Origin of the sequence: Actinoplanes sp. NPDC051494 (assembly GCF_044454705.1) — a bacterium.
In the GTDB taxonomy this organism is placed as follows: Bacteria; Actinomycetota; Actinomycetes; order Mycobacteriales; family Micromonosporaceae; genus Actinoplanes.
The window spans coordinates 245202-268267 of record NZ_JBITDZ010000006.1; the positions used below are offsets into that span (position 1 = coordinate 245202).

Here is a 23066-nt window from a genome sequence, read left to right on the forward strand (position 1 = left end):
TCAGGCGCCCTTCCTGAGCACCAGCGTCAGCGGATTGACCCGGCGGGCGGGCGCCTGCGGGGTGTCGAAGCGGGCTTGCCGCTCATGGAACGTCTCACCCGGCCGCCGGCGGTAGATGCGGAAATGCCACAGGTCCGCTTCCTCAGGGAAGTCGGCCAGTCGGCGCATGGCCGACCGGGCCTGCTCCTCGGCGTCGGCGCGATCGAGCTCGATCCGCTCGGGGTCACCGCTCTCCAGCAGCTCGTCGAGGGTCGCCAGGGCCTGCGCGAGCTCCAGGCGCACGGCCACGGCGGCGGCCTTCTCGTCCTCGCCCTCCAGCTTCAACCCGGTCAGGATCGGGCCGAGCCGCTGCACGACAGCGGCCGAGCGCCCCCGATGGGCCGCCCACGTCTCGGCGATGGCGAGATCGATCGCCCGTTCCCGGCCGCCCGCGACGGCACCCGGGTTCTCCAGCGTCACCTGGGTACGGCCGTCGGCGCTCTCGGCCACCACGGTGGCCAGGTCGAAGCTGGCGACCGCGCTGAGGTTGCCCTCGCGGGCATGATCGTGCCAGGCCGGTGCCCCGGACTCGTCGGCCGCGGCGATGGAGCTGCCGGCGTACACCTCGCCGACGTGGGCCCAGGCGTGCTCGTTCACGCCGGCCTGACGGGCCAGCTCGGCCAGGCGGGCCCGGGTGGGCGCGTGCCGCTGGGCCTGGCCGTACTCCGCGCCGGGGAGCGGCGGGAAGCCGTCCTCCCCGGTCGTCCGGGGGTCCCCGGCGACCGTGGTGGCGGCCCACTGCGGGCCGGTCCGCGCCCCCGGGGTCCCGGTCGCGCCGGCGAGTCCGGCGGCCAGGTCGTGCGTCCCGGTCAGGTCCCAGTCGTCGACCCCGACCGGCGCGGCGGCGGTCCCGCCCTCGCCACGGAAGATCGCCGAGAACGAGCCGCCATCGCCGGCCGCCGTGGCCAGCTCGAGGCCGGATGCGGGCGGCCCGTCGGGGAAGCGGGCCGTCACCCGGTGCAGGACCCGGGGGCCGGCCGCGGTGTCGACGGTGATCGACGTGCCGCGGTCCACGTCCAGGGTGACGCCGGAGCCGGCCTCCCGCAGCTTGTGCTCGGCGGTCGTGACGACCTCGTCGGCGGCGAAGAACTCGCGTGCCCCCGTGGCCGGGGAACGGCCGGCCGCCAGGGTCCCGTCGTCGGAAACGGTCAGCGGCGGGTGGACCGCGGTGTTCATCCACTGCCCGGGTCTGGCTACGGGGTAATCCGTGTCGTCGTGCCGTACCCCCGGCTCGGACCAGGCGGCGAACGCCGGGCGTCCCTCCGTGGCCCGGTATCCGGCGGCCGGGGCATCCTTCCGCGCGGCGGGCTCGGGGGCCAGGGCGCCGTCGGCCACCTCGCTGATCGTGGTGAGGTGGCGGGGGAACAGGCCCGGGTCCTCGCCGTGCACGGCGGCGCCCATCACCGTGGCGTCGTCGCGGACCCGGGCGGTGCCGGGCCGGTTCAGCGGCTGGTCGGCGGACGCGTACTCGTCGGGCAGGCCGAGATAGTGCCCGATCTCGTGGGCGAGAACCTCGGTCGAGGCGTCGGCGGACCACGCGGACTGGTGGGTCCGCAGGCCCGAGTCGGCGGTGAAGAGCCGGACGGTGTGATGCGGGTTCTCGTCGGCGCCGACGAGTTCGACGTTGACGTTGAGCCGCTGACCGCCGATGAGGTAACCACGGTTGTACACGCGGTCCACGCCGTCGCGGACGCGCTGCTCGACGTCCTTGACGCTGAGCTGGGCGAGCAGGTTGTCGGGCGCGACGTGCAGCCGGACCGTGAAGTCCCGGACGGCCGGGCCGGTGGCGGGGTGCAGGACCCGGTGGTCGTACCTGACCGTGCCGATGGTGTGGGCCAGGGCCGGTCGCGGAGCCCGCGCCCGCCCGGCCTCGACGGCGCGGTCGGTGTCCTGATAGGAGTCGACGACGGCCCGGGGGAGCGGCCGCGGGCCGTCCGCGGTGTCCTCGATGACGTCGTACTGATCGACCTTCGCCGTCCTGGGCGGCGTGCCGGCGCGCAACCGCGCCAGCTCCGCCGGGTCCGGCAGCTCGGCGTGCCGGGCCGGGCCCGCCGGTCGCGGACCGAGCTTGCCGTCCAGCTCCCGGACCAGGTCACCCAGCTCGGTGGCCTGCCGGACCACGGCGTCGGGATCGCCGTGACCGGCCAGGTCGCCGTACGCCCGCAGCTCCAGCAGCACCAGCGGCCGGTCCGAGAGCCGGCCGCCGTCGGTGTCGGCATGACGGAACTCGGTGTAGATGCCGAGGATGTCCTGGCCCACGTGCGGCACGTCGGTGCGCAGGGCGCTCTGCACGTACGCCCCGAGCGTCGGCTGGTCCGGCCGGTGCAGGCTCAGCAGCCGCGGTGTCTCGCCGGCCGGCAGCACACCCATCGCCTCGAACGCCTCCTGGATGTCCGGGTTGTTCTCCAGGAACCAGTGCTGCAGGGACTCGGCGACCTCGGCGGAGTGCTCGGCCAGGTGCTTCCGGACCGGCTCGGGCAGCGTCTCCAGCACCCCCCGCAGGGACGTGCGCGAGGCCGCGGCCAGGTAGTTCTTGATCAACGCGCCGGGTTGCCCACGGTGCTCCGACACGAAGGGGTAGAGCTGCGCGGCGGTGTGCGTGTAGAGCAAAGCCCCGAAGCCCCGGAGCTCGGCCGAGCCGTCCTGCCCCCGGTACCGGCCGGCCAGGAAGTCGCCGAAGCCCAGGCCGTCCTTGAGGACATCCTTGCTGGTCGCGAGCCCGCGGGACGGATAGTCCGGGATGGACCGGTCGGCGACCTCGGCCAGCAACTCCGGCAGGGCGGCGGTGGGTGCGCCGACCGTGTACTGCGTGTAGGCCGGGCTGTCGAGCGGGGTGGCGGCCACCCGCACCTTGCGTCCCAGATCGGTCGTCCGGAACCCCTCGGAGGCCGGGAAGAGGTCGCTGAGCCGGCGGGCACCCCCGACCGGCGCGTGCTGCAGCCGCCGCATCGCCAGTCGCAACCGGTCGTGCAGCCGCCGCGGGTCGTGCCGGTGCTCGGCGTCCAGCACCGCCCCGGGCCGGGTCACGATCTCCGGGATCTTGCGGCCCAGCCGGGAGTCGACGGCGATGACCAGGTCGTCCGACTCGACGAGCACATCGCGGTAGTTCAGCGTGGTTCCGGACTCGGGGATCAGCGTGTACGGGGTCTCGGTCTCGATGCCCAGCGCCCCGTACCGGGTGCCCGAGGCGTCCACGGACGGCGCGTCGACCAGCGCCCGGGCGGTCGAGCCACCCCGGTCCAGGTGCTGCGGGGTGACCCGTCCGTCGCGGTCGACGAAGAGCACCTTCGCGTCGACGGCGGACTCCAGCCGGTCGCCGGCCGTACCCGCCCACTGCCGGGCGGTCGCGGGCCGCTCGCCCTGCGGGATGAGCCGCTGCCCCTCCCGACGCTGCGGATCGATCCAGGTGGTGCGGCCGTCGCCGGTCTGCCGGGCGGCGAACGCGTGCCCGATGCCGCCCGGTCGTCCCATCAGGACGAACGCGGTGCTGCCCGGGCCCATCGCCGCGAGCCTGTCCTGCACGGCGTCCCACGAGGGGGCGGGCTGCCAGGCTGCCGGGTCGATGCCGGGGAAGACCGCGTCGCGCCGGAGCACACTGTCGTCGGCGACCCCGGCGGGCCGGACACCGGTGCGGTAGAGCCGCTCGGCCAGGTTACGCATGGTGGTCACGCAGGCGTTCAGGTCGTTGCCCGCCCGGGCGGCGACCTCGTCCACAGCCCTGGCGAGCCGCTGCCGGTCCCCGTGCTCGTGGGGAGCGGGTGCCGCTTCGACGGGAGCCGCCGCGGGCGGGTCTTCCACCGGCGCCGGTACGGGCACCGGGTTCTGCGCGGCGCGGACGGCCAGCTCGTGGGCCCGGACGGCGGACCACCAGGCGGTGGTGGCATCGGCCTCGGTGCGTTCGGCGGCGGCGAGATCGGCCGGGTCCGCCGGTTCGGCGCGGGTGAGCAGCGACTCCCGTGCGGTCTGCGCCGCGGTCCAGGCGGTCGACGCGTCGGCGACGGCCTGTGCCGTGGCGCGCACCTCGTCCGGCAACGCCTCCCCGGTGAGCTCCCGCGCCACGCTGTCCTTCATCCGGATGATCGCGGCGTCGTGCACGCGCAGTTCGGTGCCGCCCGCGTGGCGGCCGGCGGGAAGGAAGGTGCGGGGGCGCGACGAGACGACGAAGCGGAACTCGATGTCGTACGACATCGTGCGGGTCAGTTTTTCCTTGTCGGCCCGCTCGGCAGCGGACAGCTGCGGCTCCACCTTGTCCTTGCCGGTCGTGGCATCGACCTTGCGCTTCAGCGCGTCCGGTGTTTCGTACAGCGCCTGAGTGTGCTGGGTCGACCCGGTCATCGCGCCGAAGTTGGGGCGTTCGCCCGAGGGGTGGCCCACGCCGGCCGCGACGGCCGGCAGGGTGGTGTCGGTCGCGTACGTGCTGCCGGTCGTGCGTTCCACCTTGCGGTCGGTCTCGGTGGTCTCCGAGCCGGTCAGCTCGACGCGGGCGTCGGCGCCGGCCAGCCGTGGCCGGGGCACGAGCCGCGCGTCGACGTGCAGGATCCGGTCCGAGCCGCCGGGCAGGGGCACCCGGAAGGTCCCGTCGAGCATCGCGGGCAGGGCACCCTTGAAGCTGTCCACACCGAGGCCGTCGCGCAGGGCGGCGAGGGTCGAACTGTCGACCGTACGCCCGGAGTCCTTGATGGCCCGCACAGCGGCCGCGCGGATGTCTTTCAGGTCGCCGAAGAAGTGCTCGACCGTGAACCGGCTCGGGTGCGGCAGCTTGGGGTGTCCCGGGGCGTCCCGCCACGCCCGCCGGGCCTCAGTGGTGCGCAGACTGCGGGGCACGAAGCTGAGCGGGTCGGCGATGCCCAGCCGGTCGTCGCCGGCCACCGGCTCCGGCACCGTGTCGCCGGCCAGGACGTGCAGGCGCACCTGCCGGACCTGGGTGTCCTCAGCGGCCACGAACCTGCCCCGCCCGGTGTCCTGCCCGGTGTCCCGCTCGGTGTCCTGGCCGGCGTCCCGCTCGATGCCGTGCTCGTCCACCGAGTGCCCTCGGCTGATCTCGAGTTTGACGCTGACCTCGCCGTCCCAGACGGCCACCGGACCCTTGACGTTCGACGCGCTCTTGTACGTGACCTTGCCGGTGTCGGTCTGCTTCTCGTCCCGGACGCCGAGGTTCGCGCCGGTGCGCAGCGCCGCACCGGCCGTGCCGGTCGCCGGGCCGTGCTCGGTCCCGCCCTTCTCCGCCCGCAGGTTGGCATTGACCCGGGCGGTGCCGTTGACACCGAGCAGGGTGCGGCTGGTGGTCTCCGTCTCGGTGCTGGTCAGCACGACCTTGCTCCCGGTGCCGAGCTGTTCCACATGCTCGATCCCGGCGAACGTCGGATCAGCCGGGAAGGACGCCTGCGCGGTCAGGAAGTAGGTGTGGCCGGTGAACGTGTCCTCCAGCCGCAACGGCTGGCTGCGCCCGCCGTTCAGCCCGCTGGGCAGGTGCCGGTGCAGGTCGGCGAGGAAGTCGTGCACCGTACGCGTGTTGTCGTGCGGGGTCAGCAGCGGCGAGCTCGGCAGCAGGCGCTCGGCGGCGTCGTCACCGAGCTTGTCGGCCAGTTGCCGGCGCAGGTGCGGGATCCGGTCGGTGAGGTCGAGCGGGGTGGTGACGCCGCCCAGGCCGAGCGAAGCGGTGCCGCCGGGACCGACCGGCGGGACCGGCAGTGAGCCCTGCGGCGGCACCGAGGCACGCGTGGTCTCCCGGGGCCGCTCGGCGGCGAGCGCCAGGAGTTCATCACGCTTGCGATCGTGCAGCTCGTCGATCTGGCGCGCGTGCTCGGCACGCTGAGCGGCCCACTCGCGGCCGTGGGTCAGCCGGAGGGTACGCACCGCCCGCCGGTGCATCCGCATCAGGTCGGGACGCGCCTCGGGGGTCGCCGTCGCGTGTTCGAGCGCCTGCCGGCCGGCCAGCACGCCCAGCTCGTCGCGGTGCCGCCCGAGGGTCTCCTCGCCGGCGGCGACCTGGGCCAGGCCCAGGGTCACGTCCTGATCGACGTGGCTGCGGTTCAGATCCGCCTCGCGCAGGCTGTGCACCTGCGCCTCGGTCATCCACATGCGCATGGCACCCGGCAGCGTCGTCCGCCGCCCGGCGCGGTGCACGCTGTCGTCCGAGACGAGGTCCCAGCGGTCGATGTTGCCCCGGCTGCGGGTCTCGGCCACGATCTCGGCGTCCACGTCCAGCTCGACCAGCACCCGGCGCTCGGGACGACCGGTCAGCCGCAGCCGCGAGTTCGTGGTGAGCTCCTGCCCCCGGGCCCGGCCCCAGCGGCGCATCAGCGGCTGCAGCTGTGCCATGAGCAGCCCACCGGTGGTGCTGAGCGCACGGCCGGCGCCGCTGACACCGCTGACGGCCGACGCGCCTGCGGTGACCGACGCGCTGACCTCCCACTGGTGGCCGCGGCTCTGCTTGCTCGTCACCCCACCGGCGTGGCTCCGCTTGGATTTCTCGAACTCCTGGTCGGGCTGCACCCGCGGGTTGGTCGGGCGCAGCCGCAGCCCGACGCGGCCGTGCACGTCCGCGACCGAGCGAACGTGGTTCAGGCCGTCGATCACGAGCACCCGGCTCAACAGGCGCGGGTCGCCACGCAGGTTCTCGGGGGACAGCACGTCGCCGATCGCCGCTGAGATCGTGCCGTCCGCGAAGCCGTAGATCGGGTCGCCGGACGCGGCCAGCAACGCCTCCTTGACCGCCGCCTGCAGCTCCGCCGCGGCGGTGAAGGACTCCACCCGGTTCGCGTCCAGGTCACGGGAGTAACCGGCGGGCATCCGGCTGATCGGGTAGGGCGCCTCGATCGGCTCCGGCAGCGGCGCGGGTGCCGCGGCCGGTGCGGCCGGTGCCACGGTGGTGACGCGGTGCTCCGGCACCAGCAGCCGGACCTCGAGCTGATGACTCGTCGGCGCCATCGGGGGTGGCGTCACCAGCGTGGGTGCCTGCCGGCCGGGGCGGCCGAGGGTCAGCCGGCGCCCGTTGACGTTGCGGCGCCGGTGCGACTCGGCGGTGGTGGTGAAGGTCAGCGGAACCATGAATTCACGCATCAGCTGGTTGGCCACACCGCCGTCCCCGTCCAGCACCCCACCGTGGTCGTAGGTGTGCGAACCGCTCTGCGAAATGCCCAGCGAATGGGACTTGGTGCCGGTCCGGGAGATCTTCGGGCCGCCCGCGATGGTGCCGAAGAAGCGGCTCAGGCTGCCGTAGACCCGGCCCTCCAGACTCACCTCCGCCTTGTCGGTCCGGGTGTGGCCGGCGACCGTGCCGGTCTTGCTCTTCATCTTGGCATCGGTGTCGAAACCGTCGCCGCCGCGCGAGACCAGGTCACCGTCGGAGACCTCCCCGACGCTCCCGGCGACCGTGACCAGCGTGTGGTAATCGTGCAGGTGACCGTTCTTGACCAGCGGCACCACCAGGCCGGGGCCGACGATCCGGTCCAGCAGCATGGCGAGCTGCTGGTCGGACAGCGCGTTGCGGGCCCTGGTGTCGCGCTTGATGATCGCCTGGACGCCGGCGGTCAGGCCGTGGGTCAGCGTCGGGTCGCTGAACTGGCCGAGGAACACATTGGACAGCACGTGGTGATAGTCGCGGCGGCCCGGGACTGTCCGCAGAGCACGCGCGACGGCTTCGTAGAGCTGGTCGCCGCCGGAGAGATCGTCGATGATCGTGCCACCGAACGACCTGCCGTGCTCGACGTGCGACGGCGCGAAATGGGTGCGGTCGGTGCCCCGCCGCCCCTGCCAGCCGGGCAGCACCCCGGTGGTCAGGCCGGCCCGGTCCACCCGGTCCTGGCGGGCCCACTGGAACGCCTCGACCGTCCCGTTCAGCCGCCGGGACGGCCCGCCGATCGGGCGTACCTCCAGGTCGTAGACCGTCTGGTAACGCGCCGCCGGACCCTTCGTCGTGCTGGTCTCGGCGGACGTGGTGACCGAGCTGTGATCCTGGCCGTGCTCGTCCGTGCGGCTCACCGCGATCCGGGGGCCGACGATGAACTTGACCGGGGCGGCCTCGGTGCCGACGCCGGCCATGGTGGAGAACCCGACCGTACGGGCGGCGGTGTTCGCGTCCTTGTCCTCGCCGCTGCGGGTCAGCGAGTCGGTGTGCGTGGCCGCTCCGACCAGGTCGGTGACCTGGGCGCGGCGTGGCACGAGCCGGATCTGCACAGCCTCGTCGCGGGCCTTGTGCAGCCGGTCGCGCCCGTGCCGGGGCCCGTGCAGCAGCGCCTCGGAGGTGACCCAGCCCGCCTCGGGCCGGGTGTCGCCGTCCCAGGCCACCATGGTGGGCAGCGCCGCCGCCAGGTTCGCGTCGTCCAGGAATTTCTGCAGCGTCTCGCGTCCCGGTGCGCCGACCGCGGTCACTTCCGGCGGCAGCAGCTCGGCGACCTGCTCGAAGAACGTCCTGCCGCCGGCCGGGCGGGAGGTGGCGCTCTCCACCCCGAACCGGCGCGGTGGTGCCGCTCCGAGCGCCGGTGCGGTGCCGACCGGACCCTTCAACCCGGTGGGTACGCGGACCGTGGCGACCGCCTCGCTCACCATGTCGGCGCCGTCGTGCTGACCCACGGGTGTCCCGTCCGCCTTGCGTACCGAGAGCACGAAGCGGACCGGCACCCTGGTCTCGAGACCGTTGTCGACCTCGACGGTCGACGACTGGGTGAACTCGGTGTCCCGCCCGGCGACCTCGGTCTCGCTCGCCCCGGCGGGAAGCTGCACGGCCAGGTCGGCGACGAACGGCGGCATGGCGCTGAACGCGGCGCGGGCCTCGGCCGCGTGGTCCACCGACGTGGTCGCGGTGCGGCTGTCCTTGCGCGCGGTCCTGGTCGACACCTTGCCGGATTCCGTCGAGTCGTCGCCGAGCTCCATCGCGTACCAGTCGAAGACGGCCCGGACCACCAGCTCGGCCGGCTCCCCGTCCACGGTGACCGGGAACGGGTGACCCTCGCCGAGGAACGGCGCGACGCCGGCCTCGGCCAGGTTCTGGATCATGTTCCTGGTCTCGGGGTCCAGACCCGGCAGCATCGCGGTCAACGGCTTGCGCAGGTCCACGTTCCCGGTGGCGCCGAGTTGCTTGGCCAGGCCCAGGCTGCGGCTGTCGCGCAGGTAGGCGGGCAGGTTGTTGCGGACGGTGAGCGGGTTCGGCCGGTCGTCCCCGGGCTCCGGGCTGAACTCGCCGTCCTCCGGGACGCTGGGCAGCACATTGATGTCCAGCGGCCGGCGGGTGCGGACCGGGGTGTCCTCCGGGATCGACGGGAGCACGTCGACGGGCCGGAACGCCCTCGGGTCCGCCTGCCCGGTCACGCGCGGGGCTGCCGGCGTGGCCGCCTGCGGGCCTGCCTGTGGGCCTACTTGTGGGCCTGCCGGCGTGGCCGCCTGGGGGCCGAACGCCCGCCAGCCGGAGCGGCGGTCGGTGTCGAAGCGCGCGTGCAGGGCGGCGAGGACCTGACGGTTGCGCTCCTCCGCGGCTTGGACGGTGGCCAGCGCCGCCTCGGTGCGGGCGGTCAGGGCGGCGCGGATCCCGGGGTCGAGCCGGCCGCCGGCGTCCTGGACGGCCTCCGCGAGGACGCCGATGGCCCGGTCGGCCAACGCCTTCGCGTTGTCGACGAGATCCTCCGCGACGCCGAGCATGGCGAACATCCGGACCGGGTGCGCGCCGGCCGGCGTGGGCTGCCCGGCGACCGCCGCGTCCAGACGCTCGATCGCGGCCCCGATCGCCCGGTCGGTCGCCGCCAGTTCCTCGACGGTCGTCTCCTCGAAGAACGAGTCCAGACTGTCCAGCTTGGCGACCAGATCGCGCATCTGCTGGTCGTCGTCGTCGTCGCCGTCATCGGCGAAGAAGGAGTCCAGCGAGTCGAGCTGCCGGACCAGGTCGCTCATGGTCCGGACGGGGCCGGTCTCCACCCGGTCCCGCGCCGGTCCCTGGTAGGCGAGCAGCTCCTCGTAGGCGAGCTCGTCGGGGAAGCGCCCCCCGACCGCCACGTTCTCGCGCAGTTCCGCCTCGCTGAGCAGCGGCAGCGAGCGGTACCGGGTCCAGCTGTCGTCGTAGGTCAGGGCCGGGTCGGTCAGCCGGCCGGCCGACATGACCTCGTGCACGCTGTGGGTGTCGGTCGGGACCAGGAACGCCATGAGCGCGAGCTGCAGGGTGGGCAGGTCCACGGGTACGCCCCACTGGTCGCGCATCCGCTGGGCCAGTCCCAGCACGAGGTGGGCGGACCCCGAGGTGCCGGTACGCACGATGCCCCCGGTCTGCTCGGCGTCGCGGTGCAGGCCGGCGGTCAGCGCGATGTGCATCTGCTTGTCCGGCGCGAGCCACTTCAGGCGGCCGTGCTCGTCGATCGCGTGTGCCCGCTCGCGGTCGGTGAGCGGCGGACGTACGGCATCGGGGGTCTGCTCGGTCCGTAGCCGGTCCTCGGTCGCCGCGATCGCGGCGGCCCGCTCCTGCGCGGTGAGGTCCTTGCGGCCGGCCAGGACGTGCCGGGCCCGGTCGTCGGGGGTCTGGCGGCGGAACTCGCGCTCGGCGACCAGGTCCGGGTGGCGGGGGACCTCACCCAGCTTGTCGGCCAGCACCTCGTTGCGCGCGATGGACCACAGCAGGGTCATCTGCTCGCGGAACGAACCGTTCCTGACGGTGTCCGCGTTGGCCGCATAGGGGTTCGTCCCGTCGGTCGACCCGACCAGACCGGGGTCGCGCTCGCCCACGATCGGGCGCAGGCGTCGCGGCACCTTGTCCCAGGCCGCCTGCAGCACCTTCGCGACCTCGTCCCGGACGTCCTGGCGCTCGGCGAGGTAGCCGCCGAGGCGGTGCTCGAACTCACTGGCCTCGGCCAGATAACGCAGCTTGGCGTCGAAGAGGATGTCCTGCACGGATCGCGGCTTCTCGTCGGGGTGGTACTCGACCGCACCGTCGAGATCGCCGGGCTCGACCGGGCGCGGGCTGGTGCCCGGCCGGGGGAGTTCGGAGCCGGGGTAGGTCTCGACCGTCGGAGGGTGGCCTCCCGTGTGCTTCTGCCAGACCGCAGGGTTGTCCAGGGTGGTGCCGGTGGTGAGGACCCGTCCGGTGGGGGTGATCCAGGCGGTGCCGGTGGGTGCGATGACCGCGGTGATGCCGGGCTGGTCGGCGAGGTCTGTCGGCTGGGTGCCGGCGGCGAGGTCGCAGCTGATGGTGACGATGGTTTTGCCGTGCGAGCGGGGGTCGGCGGTGATCATCGCGGCGAGTTGTTCGGTGGTGACGAGTTTGCCGTCCACAACAACACCGTCGGGGGTGCCGTGGGCGAACACGACGTATTCGTTGTCGCGCGGGGTGAATTTGTGGGCGGCGGTGATGTTGTCGGTGTCGGTGGGGTCGAGCAGCATCAGCCCGGCCGGCACCTGGGTGGGTGCGGGGGGTTCGGTATGTGTCTCGGTGGGCGGGGTCGATGCTGCCCAGTGGGTGCTTCTGCCCTTGCCCTTGCCCTCGTACTCGGGTTCGTCCTGTTCCCAGCGTCCGGTGCCGGGGTTGTAGGTGAACGTGTTGCCGTAGTCGTCGGCGCGGCGAGGGTTGCCGTATCGGTCGGGGCTGATGGGGTGGGTGCCGGCGGGTACGAGGTTCTGCGCCCAGGAGGAAATGGCGACCTGCGGCCGGGAGGACTGGCTGGAGCTGGCGTAGCTCTGCCCCGGCTGGGCCACGCGGTAGCGGGCGGTGTCCGGTGGGAGGGCGACCTGGCGTTGCAGGGTCTCGTCGTAGTAGCTGTCCGGGTCGGGACTCGGGTCGCGCATCTCGACGTCTTCAGGGCTCGGTGCCCGGGTCTTGACGGCGGTTTCGTTGACGGAGCCGTACCGCTTGTCGAGGTGTTGTTGCAGGCTCTTGCGCGGGATGAACAACTCGTCGGCGAGGCTCTGGATGTTGTAGCGGTGCCGCAGGTCAGCCAGGGCCTGATTCGTGGTGTCAGGCAGTTGGCCGGCTTTGAACGTGCCGCGGATCAGTGACTTCTGGTTCTTCTTCCAGGCGTCACGGAAGCTGCCGGTGATCGCGGCGTGGAGTTCCTTGCGGCCGGCCGAGTCGAGCGGTGCCCGCTTTTTGAAACTGCTGCTCTTGGTCTTGGTGCTCGCCGTGTCGGTGCGTCCACTGCGTTCCGCCACCCGCTTGTTGACCGTGGTGCGGCCGTCGCGTTTTTCATGGCCGTCCTTGTCGTTGATGATCCGGCCGACATGCCCCGCGGTGTATCCGGTGGCCTCGGCGATCTCGACGTTGGCGACGCCGCGGGCGGACTGGTATTTGAAGTGCTGGGCGATGAGGTCGGGGTTACCGCTCTCTTTGACCCTGAGGAGGAGGTCGCGTTCGTCCTGGTTGAGGATGCGTTGGGCGGCGCGGGGGGCGAACGGCTTGTCCTTGCCGGTGCCGAGTTTGCGGGCGCCGCTGTTGGTGGTCATGTCGAGGTTGCGCTTGGTCGAGACGTACTGGCGTTTGGTGTCCCAGAACTCGGTCTCGGAGTCCGACGCGGTGACGTAACCGCGGTTGGGTGCTTCCTCGACCGGGATCTGCACCTCGGGGCCGTTGTTGTTCGTGGCGTGGGCGGGCGGTGCTTGGCGGGAGAGTGCGGAAACACTCATCATGCGTTGCGCGGCGGCCCGGACGCGGCCGGCGAGGTTCTGCGCTGAGTAGGGCAGGTAGTCGACCGCTGATTTGGCGGACTCGGTGTAGTAGTTGCCGTGGTTGCGGTCGAAGTCGACCGGGAACCCCGCGGCCTCGTACTCGTGCAGGGCGGCGGAGCAGCCGAGGCAGGGCCGGTACTTACCCATGACCAGGTGGGTGCCGTGAATGTCCTCGTCGGGGTCCAGGCCGGCGTTGTGCACGGCCATGAGCAGTTTCTGCTCGGCGTGTACGGAGTCGTTGCCGGCGTCGTCGAGTTTGAGGAAGATGGCCGCGCCGTCGTAGTCGTCGCTGGTCAGCAGGTCGGCCAGCCGGTCCTGGCCCTGGGCGCCGGCGGGTGCGGCGTCGGCGATGACGATCCGGGTGTTGGCGCGCATGGCGTTCGCGGTGGAGCTCGGGCGTTGCCCGGCGAACGCGGCCCGCAGCTTCCGGTCGGCGCGGTCCATCCGGGCGGCGTACTCGTCGCCGTCCTGGCGGTTGAGGTTCGCGCGCCGGTTGGCGTCGCTCTGCTGCAGGCTGAGCAGGCCCTGCAACGCCGGTACACCCTGCGGCAGCCGGACGTTTCTGATCAGGTCGATCGAGGCGTTGAAGTTGGTGGCGAACACGAGCCGGTTGTTGATGAGCATGCCTTGGACCTCGAGGTCCTTGGGCAGGGTCGGGTCGCCGGAGGCGTCGCGCAGGGCGCGGATGGTGTCGTGCAGCTGGAAGCTGAGGTGGCTCAACGTCTGAGCGGCGCGTTCGGCACGTTTGTCGCGGGCGAACCTCAGCCGGAAGCGGTCGACTGCCCGGCCGTACTGCCCACCACCGTACGACTTGGTGAACGCCTTCGCCTCGTCGTCGATCAGTTTGACCTTGTCCCGCTTCGACACGAACGACACGGCACCGTCGAGATCGGCCGCGGTGAACGGGGTCGGGGCGGCGCCGGGCTTGGGCAGTTCGGGGCCGGGGTAGGTCTCGACCGTGGGTGGCTGGCCGCCGCTGTGTTTCTGCCAGGTCGCGGCGCTGCTCGGGTCGGTGCCGGTGGTCAGGACCCGTCCGGTCGGGGTGATCCAGGCGGTGCCGGTGGGTGCGATGACCGCGGTGATGCCGGGCTGGTCGGCAAGGTCCGTCGGCTGGGTGCCGGCGGCGAGGTCGCAGCTGATGGCGACGATGGTTTTGCCGTGCGAGCGCGGGTCGGCGGTGATGAGCTGGGCGAGTTGCTCGGTGGTGACGAGTTTGCCGTCGACGACGATACCGTCGGGGGTGCCGTGGGCGAAGACGACGTATTCGTTGTCGCGGGGGGTGAAGTTCCGGGCGGCGTTGATGTTGTCGGTGTCGGTGGGGTCGAGCAGCATCAGCCCGGCCGGGACCTGCTCGGCGGTGGGCGTCTCGGCGTGGGATTCCGTGGGGGTGCCCGGGGCGGCCCACTGGGTGCTCTTGCCCTTGCCTTCGTACTCGGGCTCGTCCTGTTCCCAGCGCCCGGTGTTCGGGTTGTAGGTGAAGATGGTGCCCTGGTTGTCCACTCGGCGCGGGTTGCCGTAGTAGTCGGGGCTGATCGGGTGGGTGTTGGCCGGGGTGATGTTCTGCGCCCACGACGAGATGGCGACCTGCGGTTGGGGCGCGGGTGCGGTGCGGCGCGGCTGGGTGTAGGTACTGGGGCCGGCCTGGCGGCTCGGGTCGGGGTGCGCCACCCGGTAACGAGCGGTGTCCGGGGGCAGGGCGACCTGGCGCCGCAACGTCTCGTCGTAGTAGCTGTCGGGGTCGGGGCTGGGGTCGCGCATGTCGACGTCTTCGGGGCTCGGTGCGCGCGTCGATGCGGCGGCCTTGGTGGCTGCTTCGTTGACGGAGCCGTACCGCTTGTCGAGGTGTTGTTGCAGGCTCTTGCGGGGGATGAACAGTTCGTCGGCGAGGCTCTGGATGTTGTAGCGGTATCGCAGGTCGGCCAGGGCCTGATTGGTGGTGTCGGGCAGTTGGCCGGCCTTGAAGCTGCCGCGGATCAGCGACTTCTGGTTCTTCTTCCAGGCATCGCGGAAGCTGCCGGTGATGGCCTTGTTCAGTTCCTTACGACCCGCATCATCGAGTGGGGGTCGCTTTTTGAAGCTGGTGCTGGTCGTTTTGACGCTGGCGGTGTCGGTGCGTCCGCTGCGCTCGGCCACCCGCTTCTTGACGGTGGTGCGGCCGTCGCGCTTCTCGTGGCCGTCCTTGTCGTTGATGATCTTGCCGACCTGCCCGGCGCTGTAACCGGTGGCCTCGGCGATCTCGACGTTGGCGACGCCACGTGCGGACTGGTGTTTGAAGTGCTGGGCGATCAGTTCGGGGTCACCGCTCTGCCTGACGCGGAGCAGGAGGTCACGTTCGTCCTGGCTCAGTACTCGCTGGGCGGCGCGAGGGGCGAACGGCTTGTCCTTGCCGGTGCCCATCTTGCGGCCGCCGCTAGTGGTGGCGAAGTCGAGGTTGCGTTTGCTGGTGACGTACTGGCGTTTGGTGTCCCAGTACTCGGTCTCGGAATCCGATGCGGTGACGTATCCCCGGTTGGGTGCTTCCTCGACGGGGATCTGTACCTCAGGCCCGTTGTTGTTCGTGGCGTGGGCCGGAGGTGCCTGGCGCGAGAGGGCGGACACACTCATCATGCGCTGGGCGGCGGCGCGGACCCGGGCGGCGATGCGGTCGGCCGAGTACGGCAGGTAGTCGACGACCGAGGTGGCGGATTCCGTGTAGTAGTTGCCGTGGTTGCGGTCGAAGTCGACGGGGAAGCCCTGGGACTCGTATTCGTGCAAGGCGGCTGAGCAGCACAGACAGGGCCGGTATTTGCCCATGACGAGGTGGGTGCCGTGGATATCGCGGTCCGGGTCCAGGTCGGCGTTGTGTACGGCCATCAGCAGCTTCTGCTCGGCGTGCACCGAGTCGTTGCCGGCGTCGCCGAGCCGGAGCAGGATCGCCGCCCCCCGGTGGTCCGGGCCGGTCAGCAGGTTGCGTAGATGCTGTCGATCGGCCGTCGTCGCGGGTGCGGCGTCGACAACGCGGATACTGGTGTTGGCTTGCATGGCGCGGGCGGTGGAGCTGTCGCGCACCCCGTCGAAGGCTGCTTCCACCTTGGTACGGCTGCGTTCCATGCGGCCGGCATATTCGTCGGCGTCCTGGGTGGTCAGGTTGGCGCGACGCCGGGCGTCGGACTGTTGCACGGACAGCAGGCTCCGCAAGGGCGGCACACCGGTCTGTCCGGAGATGCGGGCGCGTGCGACGAGATCGACCGAGGCGTTGAAGTTGGTGGCGAACACGAGCCGGCCGTTGATGAGCATGCCCTGGACCTCGAGGTCCTTGGGCAGCGCCGGGTCACCGGAAGCGTCGCGCAGGGCACGGATCGTGTCGTGCAGCTGGAAGCTGAGGTGGCTCAGCGTCTGGGCGGCTCGTTCGGCCCGTTTGTCGCGGGCGAACCGCAGCCGGAACCGGTCGACCGCGCGGCCGTACTGGCCGCCGCCGTAGGACTTGGTGAACTCTTTGGCCTCACTGTCGATCAGCTTGACCTTGTCCCGCTTCGACACGAACGACACGGCGCCGTCGAGATCACCGGGCGCTACCGGGCGGGGGGTCGCACCAGGTCCGGGCAGTTCCGGGCCGGGGTAGGTCTCGACCGTGGGAGGCTGGCCGCCGCTGTGTTTCTGCCAGTTCGCCGGGCTGTCCGGGGTGGTGCCGGTGGTGAGGACCCGTCCGGTGGGGGTGATCCAGGCGGTGCCGGTGGGTGCGATGACCGCGGTGATGCCGGGCTGGTTGGCGAGGTCTGTCGGCTGGGTGCCGGCGGCGAGGTCGCAGCTGATCGTGACGATGGTCTTGCCGTGGGAGCGCGGGTCGGCGGTGATCATCGCGGCGAGTTGTTCGGTGGTGACGAGTTTGCCGTCCACAACAACACCGTCGGGGGTGCCGTGGGCGAACACGACGTACTCGTTGTCGCGGGGGGTGAAGGTCCGGGCGGCGTTGATGTTGTCGGTGTCGGTGGGGTCGAGCAGCATCAGGCCGGCGGGGACCTGGGTCGGCGTGGGGGCCTCGGAGTGCACCTCGGTGGGTGCGGTGGTGGCCGCCCAGTGGGTGCTTCTGCCTTTGCCCTTGCCTTCGTACTCGGGCTCGTCCTGCTCCCAGCGCCCGGTGTTCGGGTTGTAGGTGAAGACGTTGCCCTGGTTGTCCGCGCGGCGCGGGTTGCCGTAGTAGTCGGGGCTGATCGGGTGGGTGTTGGCCGGGGTGAGGTTCTGCGCCCACGAGGAAATGGCGACCTGCGGCTGGGGCGCTGGTGCGGTCCTTTGTGGCTGGGCGCGGTAGCTGGGTCCGGCCTGGCGGGACGGGTCGGGGTAGGCGACGCGGTACGGTGCGGTGTCCGGGGGCAGGGCGACCTGGCGCCGCAACGTCTCGTCGTAGTAGCTGTCCGGGTCGGGGCTGGGGTCGCGCATGTCGACGTCTTCGGGGCTCGGCGCCCGGGTCTTGACCGCGGTTTCGTTGACGGAGCCGTACCGCTTGTCGAGGTGTTGTTGCAGGCTCTTGCGCGGGATGGACAGTTCGTCGGCGAGGCTCTGGATGTTGTACCGGTGCCGCAGGTCGGCCAGCGCCTGGTTGGTGGTGTCGGGCAGCTGGCTGGGCTTGAAGGTGCCCTTTCCGATGAAGGCCTTCTGGTTCTTCTTCCAGGCTTCGCGGAAGTTGCCGGTGATCGCGGCGTGCAGTTCCCGACGCCCGTCCGAGTCGAGTGGTGGGCGTTTGGTGAAGCTGCTGCTCTTGGTTTTGGTGCTGGCCGTGTCGGTGCGTCCGCTGCGTTCGGTTACGCGCTTCTTGACGGTGGTGCGGCCGTCACGTTTTTCGTGGCCGTCCTTGTCATTGATGATTTTGCCGACTTGGCCTTGGCTGTAGCCGGTGGCCTCGGCGATCTCGACGTTGGAGACCCCGCGGGCGGACTGGTATTTGAAGTGCTGCGCGATGAGTTCGGGGTCACCGCTCTTCCTGACGCTGGCTAGGAGGTCGCGTTCCTCCTGGTTGAGGATGCGTTGCGCGGCGCGCGGGGCGAATGGTTTGTCTTTGCCGGTGCCGAGTTTGCGGGCGCCGCTGTTGGTGGTCATGTCGAGGTTGCGTTTGGTCGAGACGTACTTCTTCTTCTTGTCCCAGGACTCGGGATCGGAGTCCGACGCGGTGACATAGCCCCGGTTCGGAGCCTCCTCGACCGGGATCTGTACTTCGAGGCCGTTGTTGTTCGTGGCGTGAGCCGGGGCTGCCTGGCGCGACAGCGCGGACACGCTCATCATGCGCTGGGCGGCGGTACGGACCCGGGCGGCGATGCGGTCGGCCGAGTAGGGCAGGTAGTCGACGACTGATTTGGCGGACTCGGTGTAGTAATTGCCGTGATTGCGATCGAAGTCGACCGGGAAGCCCTGCGATTCGTATTCGTGCAGAGCCGCTGAGCAGCACAGGCAGGGCCGGTACTTACCCATGACGAGGTGGGTGCCGTCGATGTCCTCGTCCGGGTCCAGATCGGCGTTGTGCACGGCCATCAGCAGCTTCTGCTCGGCATGCACCGAGTCGTCGCCGGACTCGTCGAGTTTGAGGAAGATGGCCGCGCCGTCGTAGTCGTCGCTGGTCAGCAGGTCGTAGAGGCGGTCGCGGCCCTGCTGGCTGCCGGGTGCGGCGTCGACGATCGTGATGCGGTCGTTGGCCTCCATCGCGTCGGCGGTGGCGCTGGGGCGCTGCCCGGTGAACGCGGCCTGCAGTTTGCGGTCGGCGCGGTCCATCCGGCTGACGTACTCGTCGGCGTCCTGGCGGTTGAGGTTGGCGCGCCGGTTGGCGTCGCTCTGCTGGAGGCTGAGCAGGCTCTGCAGTTGCGGCACACCCTGCGGCAGCCGGACGTTCTTGAGCAGGTCGATCGAGGCGTTGAAGTTGGTGGCGAACACGAGCCGGTTGTTGATGAGCATGCCCTGGACCTCGAGGTCCTTGGGGAGGTTCGGGTTCCCGGAGGCGTCGCGCAACGCTCGTAGCGTGTCATGCAACTGGAAGCTGAGGTGGCTCAGCGTCTGGGCGGCTCGTTCGGCGCGTTTGTCGCGGGCGAACCGCAGCCGGAACCGGTCGACCGCGCGGCCGTACTGTCCGCCGCCGTAGGACTTGGTGAACTCTTTGGCCTCACCGTCGATCAGCTTGACCTTGTCCCGCTTGGACACGAACGACACGGCGCCGTCGAGGTCGGCCGGGGTGAACGGGGTCGGTTCGGCGTCGGGCTTGGGGAGTTCGGGGCCGGGGTAGGTCTCGACCTTCGGGGGCTGGCCGCCGGTGTGTTTCTGCCAGGTCGCCGGGCTGTCCGGGGTGGTGCCGGTGGTGAGGACCCGTCCGGTGGGGGTGATCCAGGCGGTGCCGGTGGGTGCGATGACCGCGGTGATGCCGGGCTGGTTGGCGAGGTCGGTGGGTTGGGTGCCGGCGCCCAGGTCACAGCTGATGGTGACGATGGTCTTGCCGTGGGAGCGCGGGTCAGCGTTGATGAGCTGGGCGAGCTGCTGGGTGGTGACGGTCTTGCCGTCGACGACGACACCCTGCGGGGTGCCGTGGGCGAACACGACGTACTCGTTGTCGCGCGGGGTGAAGTTCCGGGCGGCGTTGATGTTGTCGGTGTCGGTGGGGTCGAGCAACATCAGCCCGGCGGGCACCTCGGTCGGGGTGGGGGCCGCGGTGTGGAACCCGGTGGGCGTGGTCGGCGCCGCCCAGTGGGTGCTCCGGCCCTTGCCCTTGCCTGCGTACTCAGGCTCGTCCTGTTCCCAGCGCCCGGTACGCGGGTTGTAGGTGAACGTGTTGCCGTAGTTGTCGGCGCGGCGGGGGTTGCCGTAGTAGTCGGGGCTGATCGGGTAGGTGTTGGCCGGGACGATGTTCTGCTGCGGGATGGGGGCGGCGACCTGTGGCTGAGGCAGCGGGCGCGGGTAGTGGCTGGGTCCGGCCTGGCGGGACGGGTCAGGGTAGGCGACGCGGTAGGGCGCGGTGTCCGGGGGCAGGGCGACCTGGCGCCGCAACGTCTCGTCGTAGTAGCTGTCGGGGTCGGGGCTGGGGTCGCGCATGTCGACGTCTTCAGGACTCGGCGCGCGGGTCTTCACCGCGGCCTCGTTGACGGAGCCGTACCGCTTGTCGAGGTGTTGTTGCAGGCTCTTTCGCGGGATGAACAACTCGTCGGCGAGGCTCTGGATGTTGTACCGGTGCCGCAGGTCGGCCAGCGCCTGGTTCGTGCTCTCGGGCAGGTGGCTCGCCTTGAAGGTGCCCTCGGGGGACTTCAGGTTCCGCTTCCACGCATCACGGAAGTTACCCGTGATCGCGGCGTGCAGTTCCCGACGCCCGGCCGAGTCGAGCGGCGGCCGTTTCGTGAATTTGCTGCTGGTGGTTTTCGTGCTCGCGGTGTCGGTGCGGCCACTGCGTTCGGCCACCCGCTTCTTGACGGTGGTGCGGCCGTCGCGCTTCTCGTGGCCGTCCTTGTCATTGATGATCTTGCCGACCTGCCCGGCGCTGTAGCCGGTGACCTCGGAGATCTCGACGTTGGAGACCCCGCGGGCGGACTGGTGTTTGAAGTGCTGGGCGATCAGCTCGGGGTTGCCGCTCTGCCTGACGCGGACCAGGAGGTCACGCTCGTCCTGGTTCAGGATGCGTTGCGCGGCCCGCGGGGCGAACGGCTTGTCCTTGCCGGTGCCCATTTTCCGGGCGCCACTGTTGGTGGTCATGTCGAGGTTGCGCTTGACCGAGACGTACTTCTTCTTCTTGTCCCAGTACTCGGTCTCGGAATCCGATGCGGTGACGTAGCCCCGGTTGGGGGCTTCCTCGACCGGGATCTGCACTTCGGGCCCGTTGTTGTTGGTGGCGTGAGCCGGGGGTGCCTGGCGCGACAGCGCGGACACGCTCATCATGCGCTGGGCGGCGGTACGGACCCGGGCGGCGATGCGGTCGGCCGAGTAGGGCAGGTAGTCGACGACTGATTTGGCGGACTCGGTGTAGTAGTTGCCGTGGTTGCGGTCGAAGTCGACCGGGAAGCCCTGGGACTCGTATTCGTGCAGGGCCGCTGAGCAGCACAGGCAGGGCCGGTACTTACCCATGACGACGTGGGTGCCGTGGATATCGCGGTCGGGGTCCAGGTCGGCGTTGTGTACGGCCATCAGTAGCTTCTGCTCGGCGTGCACCGAGTCGTTGCCGGCGTCGCCGAGGCGGAGCAGGATGACGTCGCCCTCGTGCTCCTCGCTGGTGAGCAGGTCGTAGAGGCGGTCGCGGCCCTGCGTGGTGTGGGGAGCGGCGTCCGTGATGCGCAGCGACGTGTTGGCGCGCATGGCGTTCGCGGTGGAGCTGGGTCGGTGCCCGTCGAAGGCGGCCTGCAGTTTCTGGTCGGCGCGGTCCATCCGGGCGGCGTACTCGTCGCCGTCCTGGCGGTTGAGGTTGGCGCGCCGGTTGGCGTCGCTCTGGTGCAGGCTGAGCAGGCCTTCCAGCGGTGCGAGGTCGCGGGGCAGGCGGGCGTCTTCGATCAGGTCGATCGAGGCGTTGAAGTTGGTGGCGAACACGAGCCGGTTGTTGATGAGCATGCCCTGGACCTCGAGGTCCTTGGGCAGCGCCGGGTCGCCGGAGGCATCGCGCAGGGCGCGGATGGTGTCGTGCAGCTGGAAGCTGAGGTGGCTCAGCGTCTGGGCGGCTCGTTCGGCCCGTTTGTCGCGGGCGAACCGCAGCCGGAACCGGTCGACCGCACGGCCGTACTGCCCACCACCGTACGACTTGGTGAACTCCTTGGCCTCACCGTCGATCAGCTTGACCTTGTCCCGCTTCGACACGAACGACACGGCGCCGTCGAGATCACCGGGCGCTACCAAGCGGGGGGTCGCACCAGGTCCGGGCAGTTCCGGGCCGGAGTAGGTCTCGACCTTCGGGGGCTGACCGCCGCTGTGTTTCTGCCAGTTCGCCGGGCTGTCCGGGGTGGTGCCGGTGGTGAGGACCCGTCCGGTCGGCGTGATCCAGGCGGTGCCGGTGGGTGCGATGACCGCGGTGATGCCGGGCTGGTTGGCCAGGTCCGTCGGCTGGGTGCCGGTGCCCAGGTCGCAGCTGATCGTGACGATGGTCTTGCCGTGTGAGCGCGGGTCGGCGGTGATGAGCTGGGCGAGTTGCTCGGTGGTGACGAGTTTGCCGTCGACCACCACACCGTCGGGGGTGCCGTGGGCGAACACGACGTACTCGTTGTCGCGGGGGGTGAAGGTGGTGGCGGCGTTGATGTTGTCGGTGTCGGCGGGGTCGAGCAGCATCAGCCCGGCGGGCACCTGCTCGGCGGTGGGTGTCTCGTTATGGGACTCGGTGGGAGCGGTGGTGGCCCACTGGGTGTTCTTGCCCTTCTGGTTCGGGTCGGCGGTGCTGTAGTCACGCCATTGATCGTTGTCGTCGTCGAAGTAGGTCCATGTGCCGGATTCGGTGTTGAAGTGGAACTGGCGGCCCTGGGTGTTGGCGTAGATCGGGTTGCCGTTGTCGTCGGTGGCGATCCGGGTGGTGCCGGGCGGTGGGATGTTGACCCGGAACTGCGAGACCGCGACCTGCGGCATCGTTCGTGCGGGCGTGGCAACGCTCGATGTCGCGTAGCTTCCGGGCCGGGTGACTCGGTAGGGCGCGGGGTCCGGTGGGAGGGCGACCTGGCGTTGCAGGGTGTCGTCGTAGTAGCTGTCGGGTTCCGGCGACTCCATCTTGACGTCGGCGGGGCTCGACGCCCGGGTGGACATGTCGACGTCCATCGGGCTCGGTGCGCGGGTCTTCACGGCGGTTTCGTTGACGGAGCCGTACCGCTTGTCGAGATGTTGTTGCAGGCTCTTGCGGGGGATGAACAACTCGTCAGCGAGGCTCTGGATGTTGTAGCGGTGCCGCAGGTCAGCCAGCGCCTGGTTCGTGGTGTCAGGCAGTTGGCCGGCTTTGAAGCTGCCGCGGATCCGCGACTTCTGGTTCTTCTTCCAGGCGTCGCGGAAGCTTCCGGTGATCGCGGCGTGCAGTTCCTTGCGGCCGGCGGAGTCGAGTGGCGGGCGTTTCTTGAAGCTGCTGGTCTTGGTTTTCGTGCTGGCGGTGTCGGTGCGTCCGCTGCGTTCGGCCACGCGCTTCTTGACGGTGGTGCGGCCGTCGCGTTTCTCGTGGCCGTCCTTGTCATTGATGATCTTGCCGACCTGCCCGGCGCTGTAACCGGTGACCTCGGAGATCTCGACGTTGGAGACCCCGCGGGCGGACTGGTGTTTGAAGTGCTGGGCGATGAGGTCGGGGTCACCGCTCTTCCTGACGCTGGCTAGGAGGTCGCGTTCTTCCTGGTTGAGGATGCGTTGCGCGGCGCGGGGGGCGAACGGCTTGTCCTTGCCGGTGCCGAGTTTGCGGGCGCCGCTGTTGGTGGTCATGTCCAGGTTGCGTTTGACCG

1 protein-coding gene (only partly in view) is annotated in these 23066 nt (G+C 70.6%); it reads right to left on the reverse strand.

Annotated features, from left to right (window positions below):
* Positions 1–23066, reverse strand: the 3' portion of a protein-coding gene (locus ACIA6A_RS22730; RefSeq protein ID WP_396099800.1) for a glycosyltransferase. The gene runs 8356 nt beyond the window's last position; the window shows 23066 of its 31422 coding nt (coding positions 8357–31422); its start codon lies beyond the right edge, outside the window; it ends in the stop codon at positions 1–3.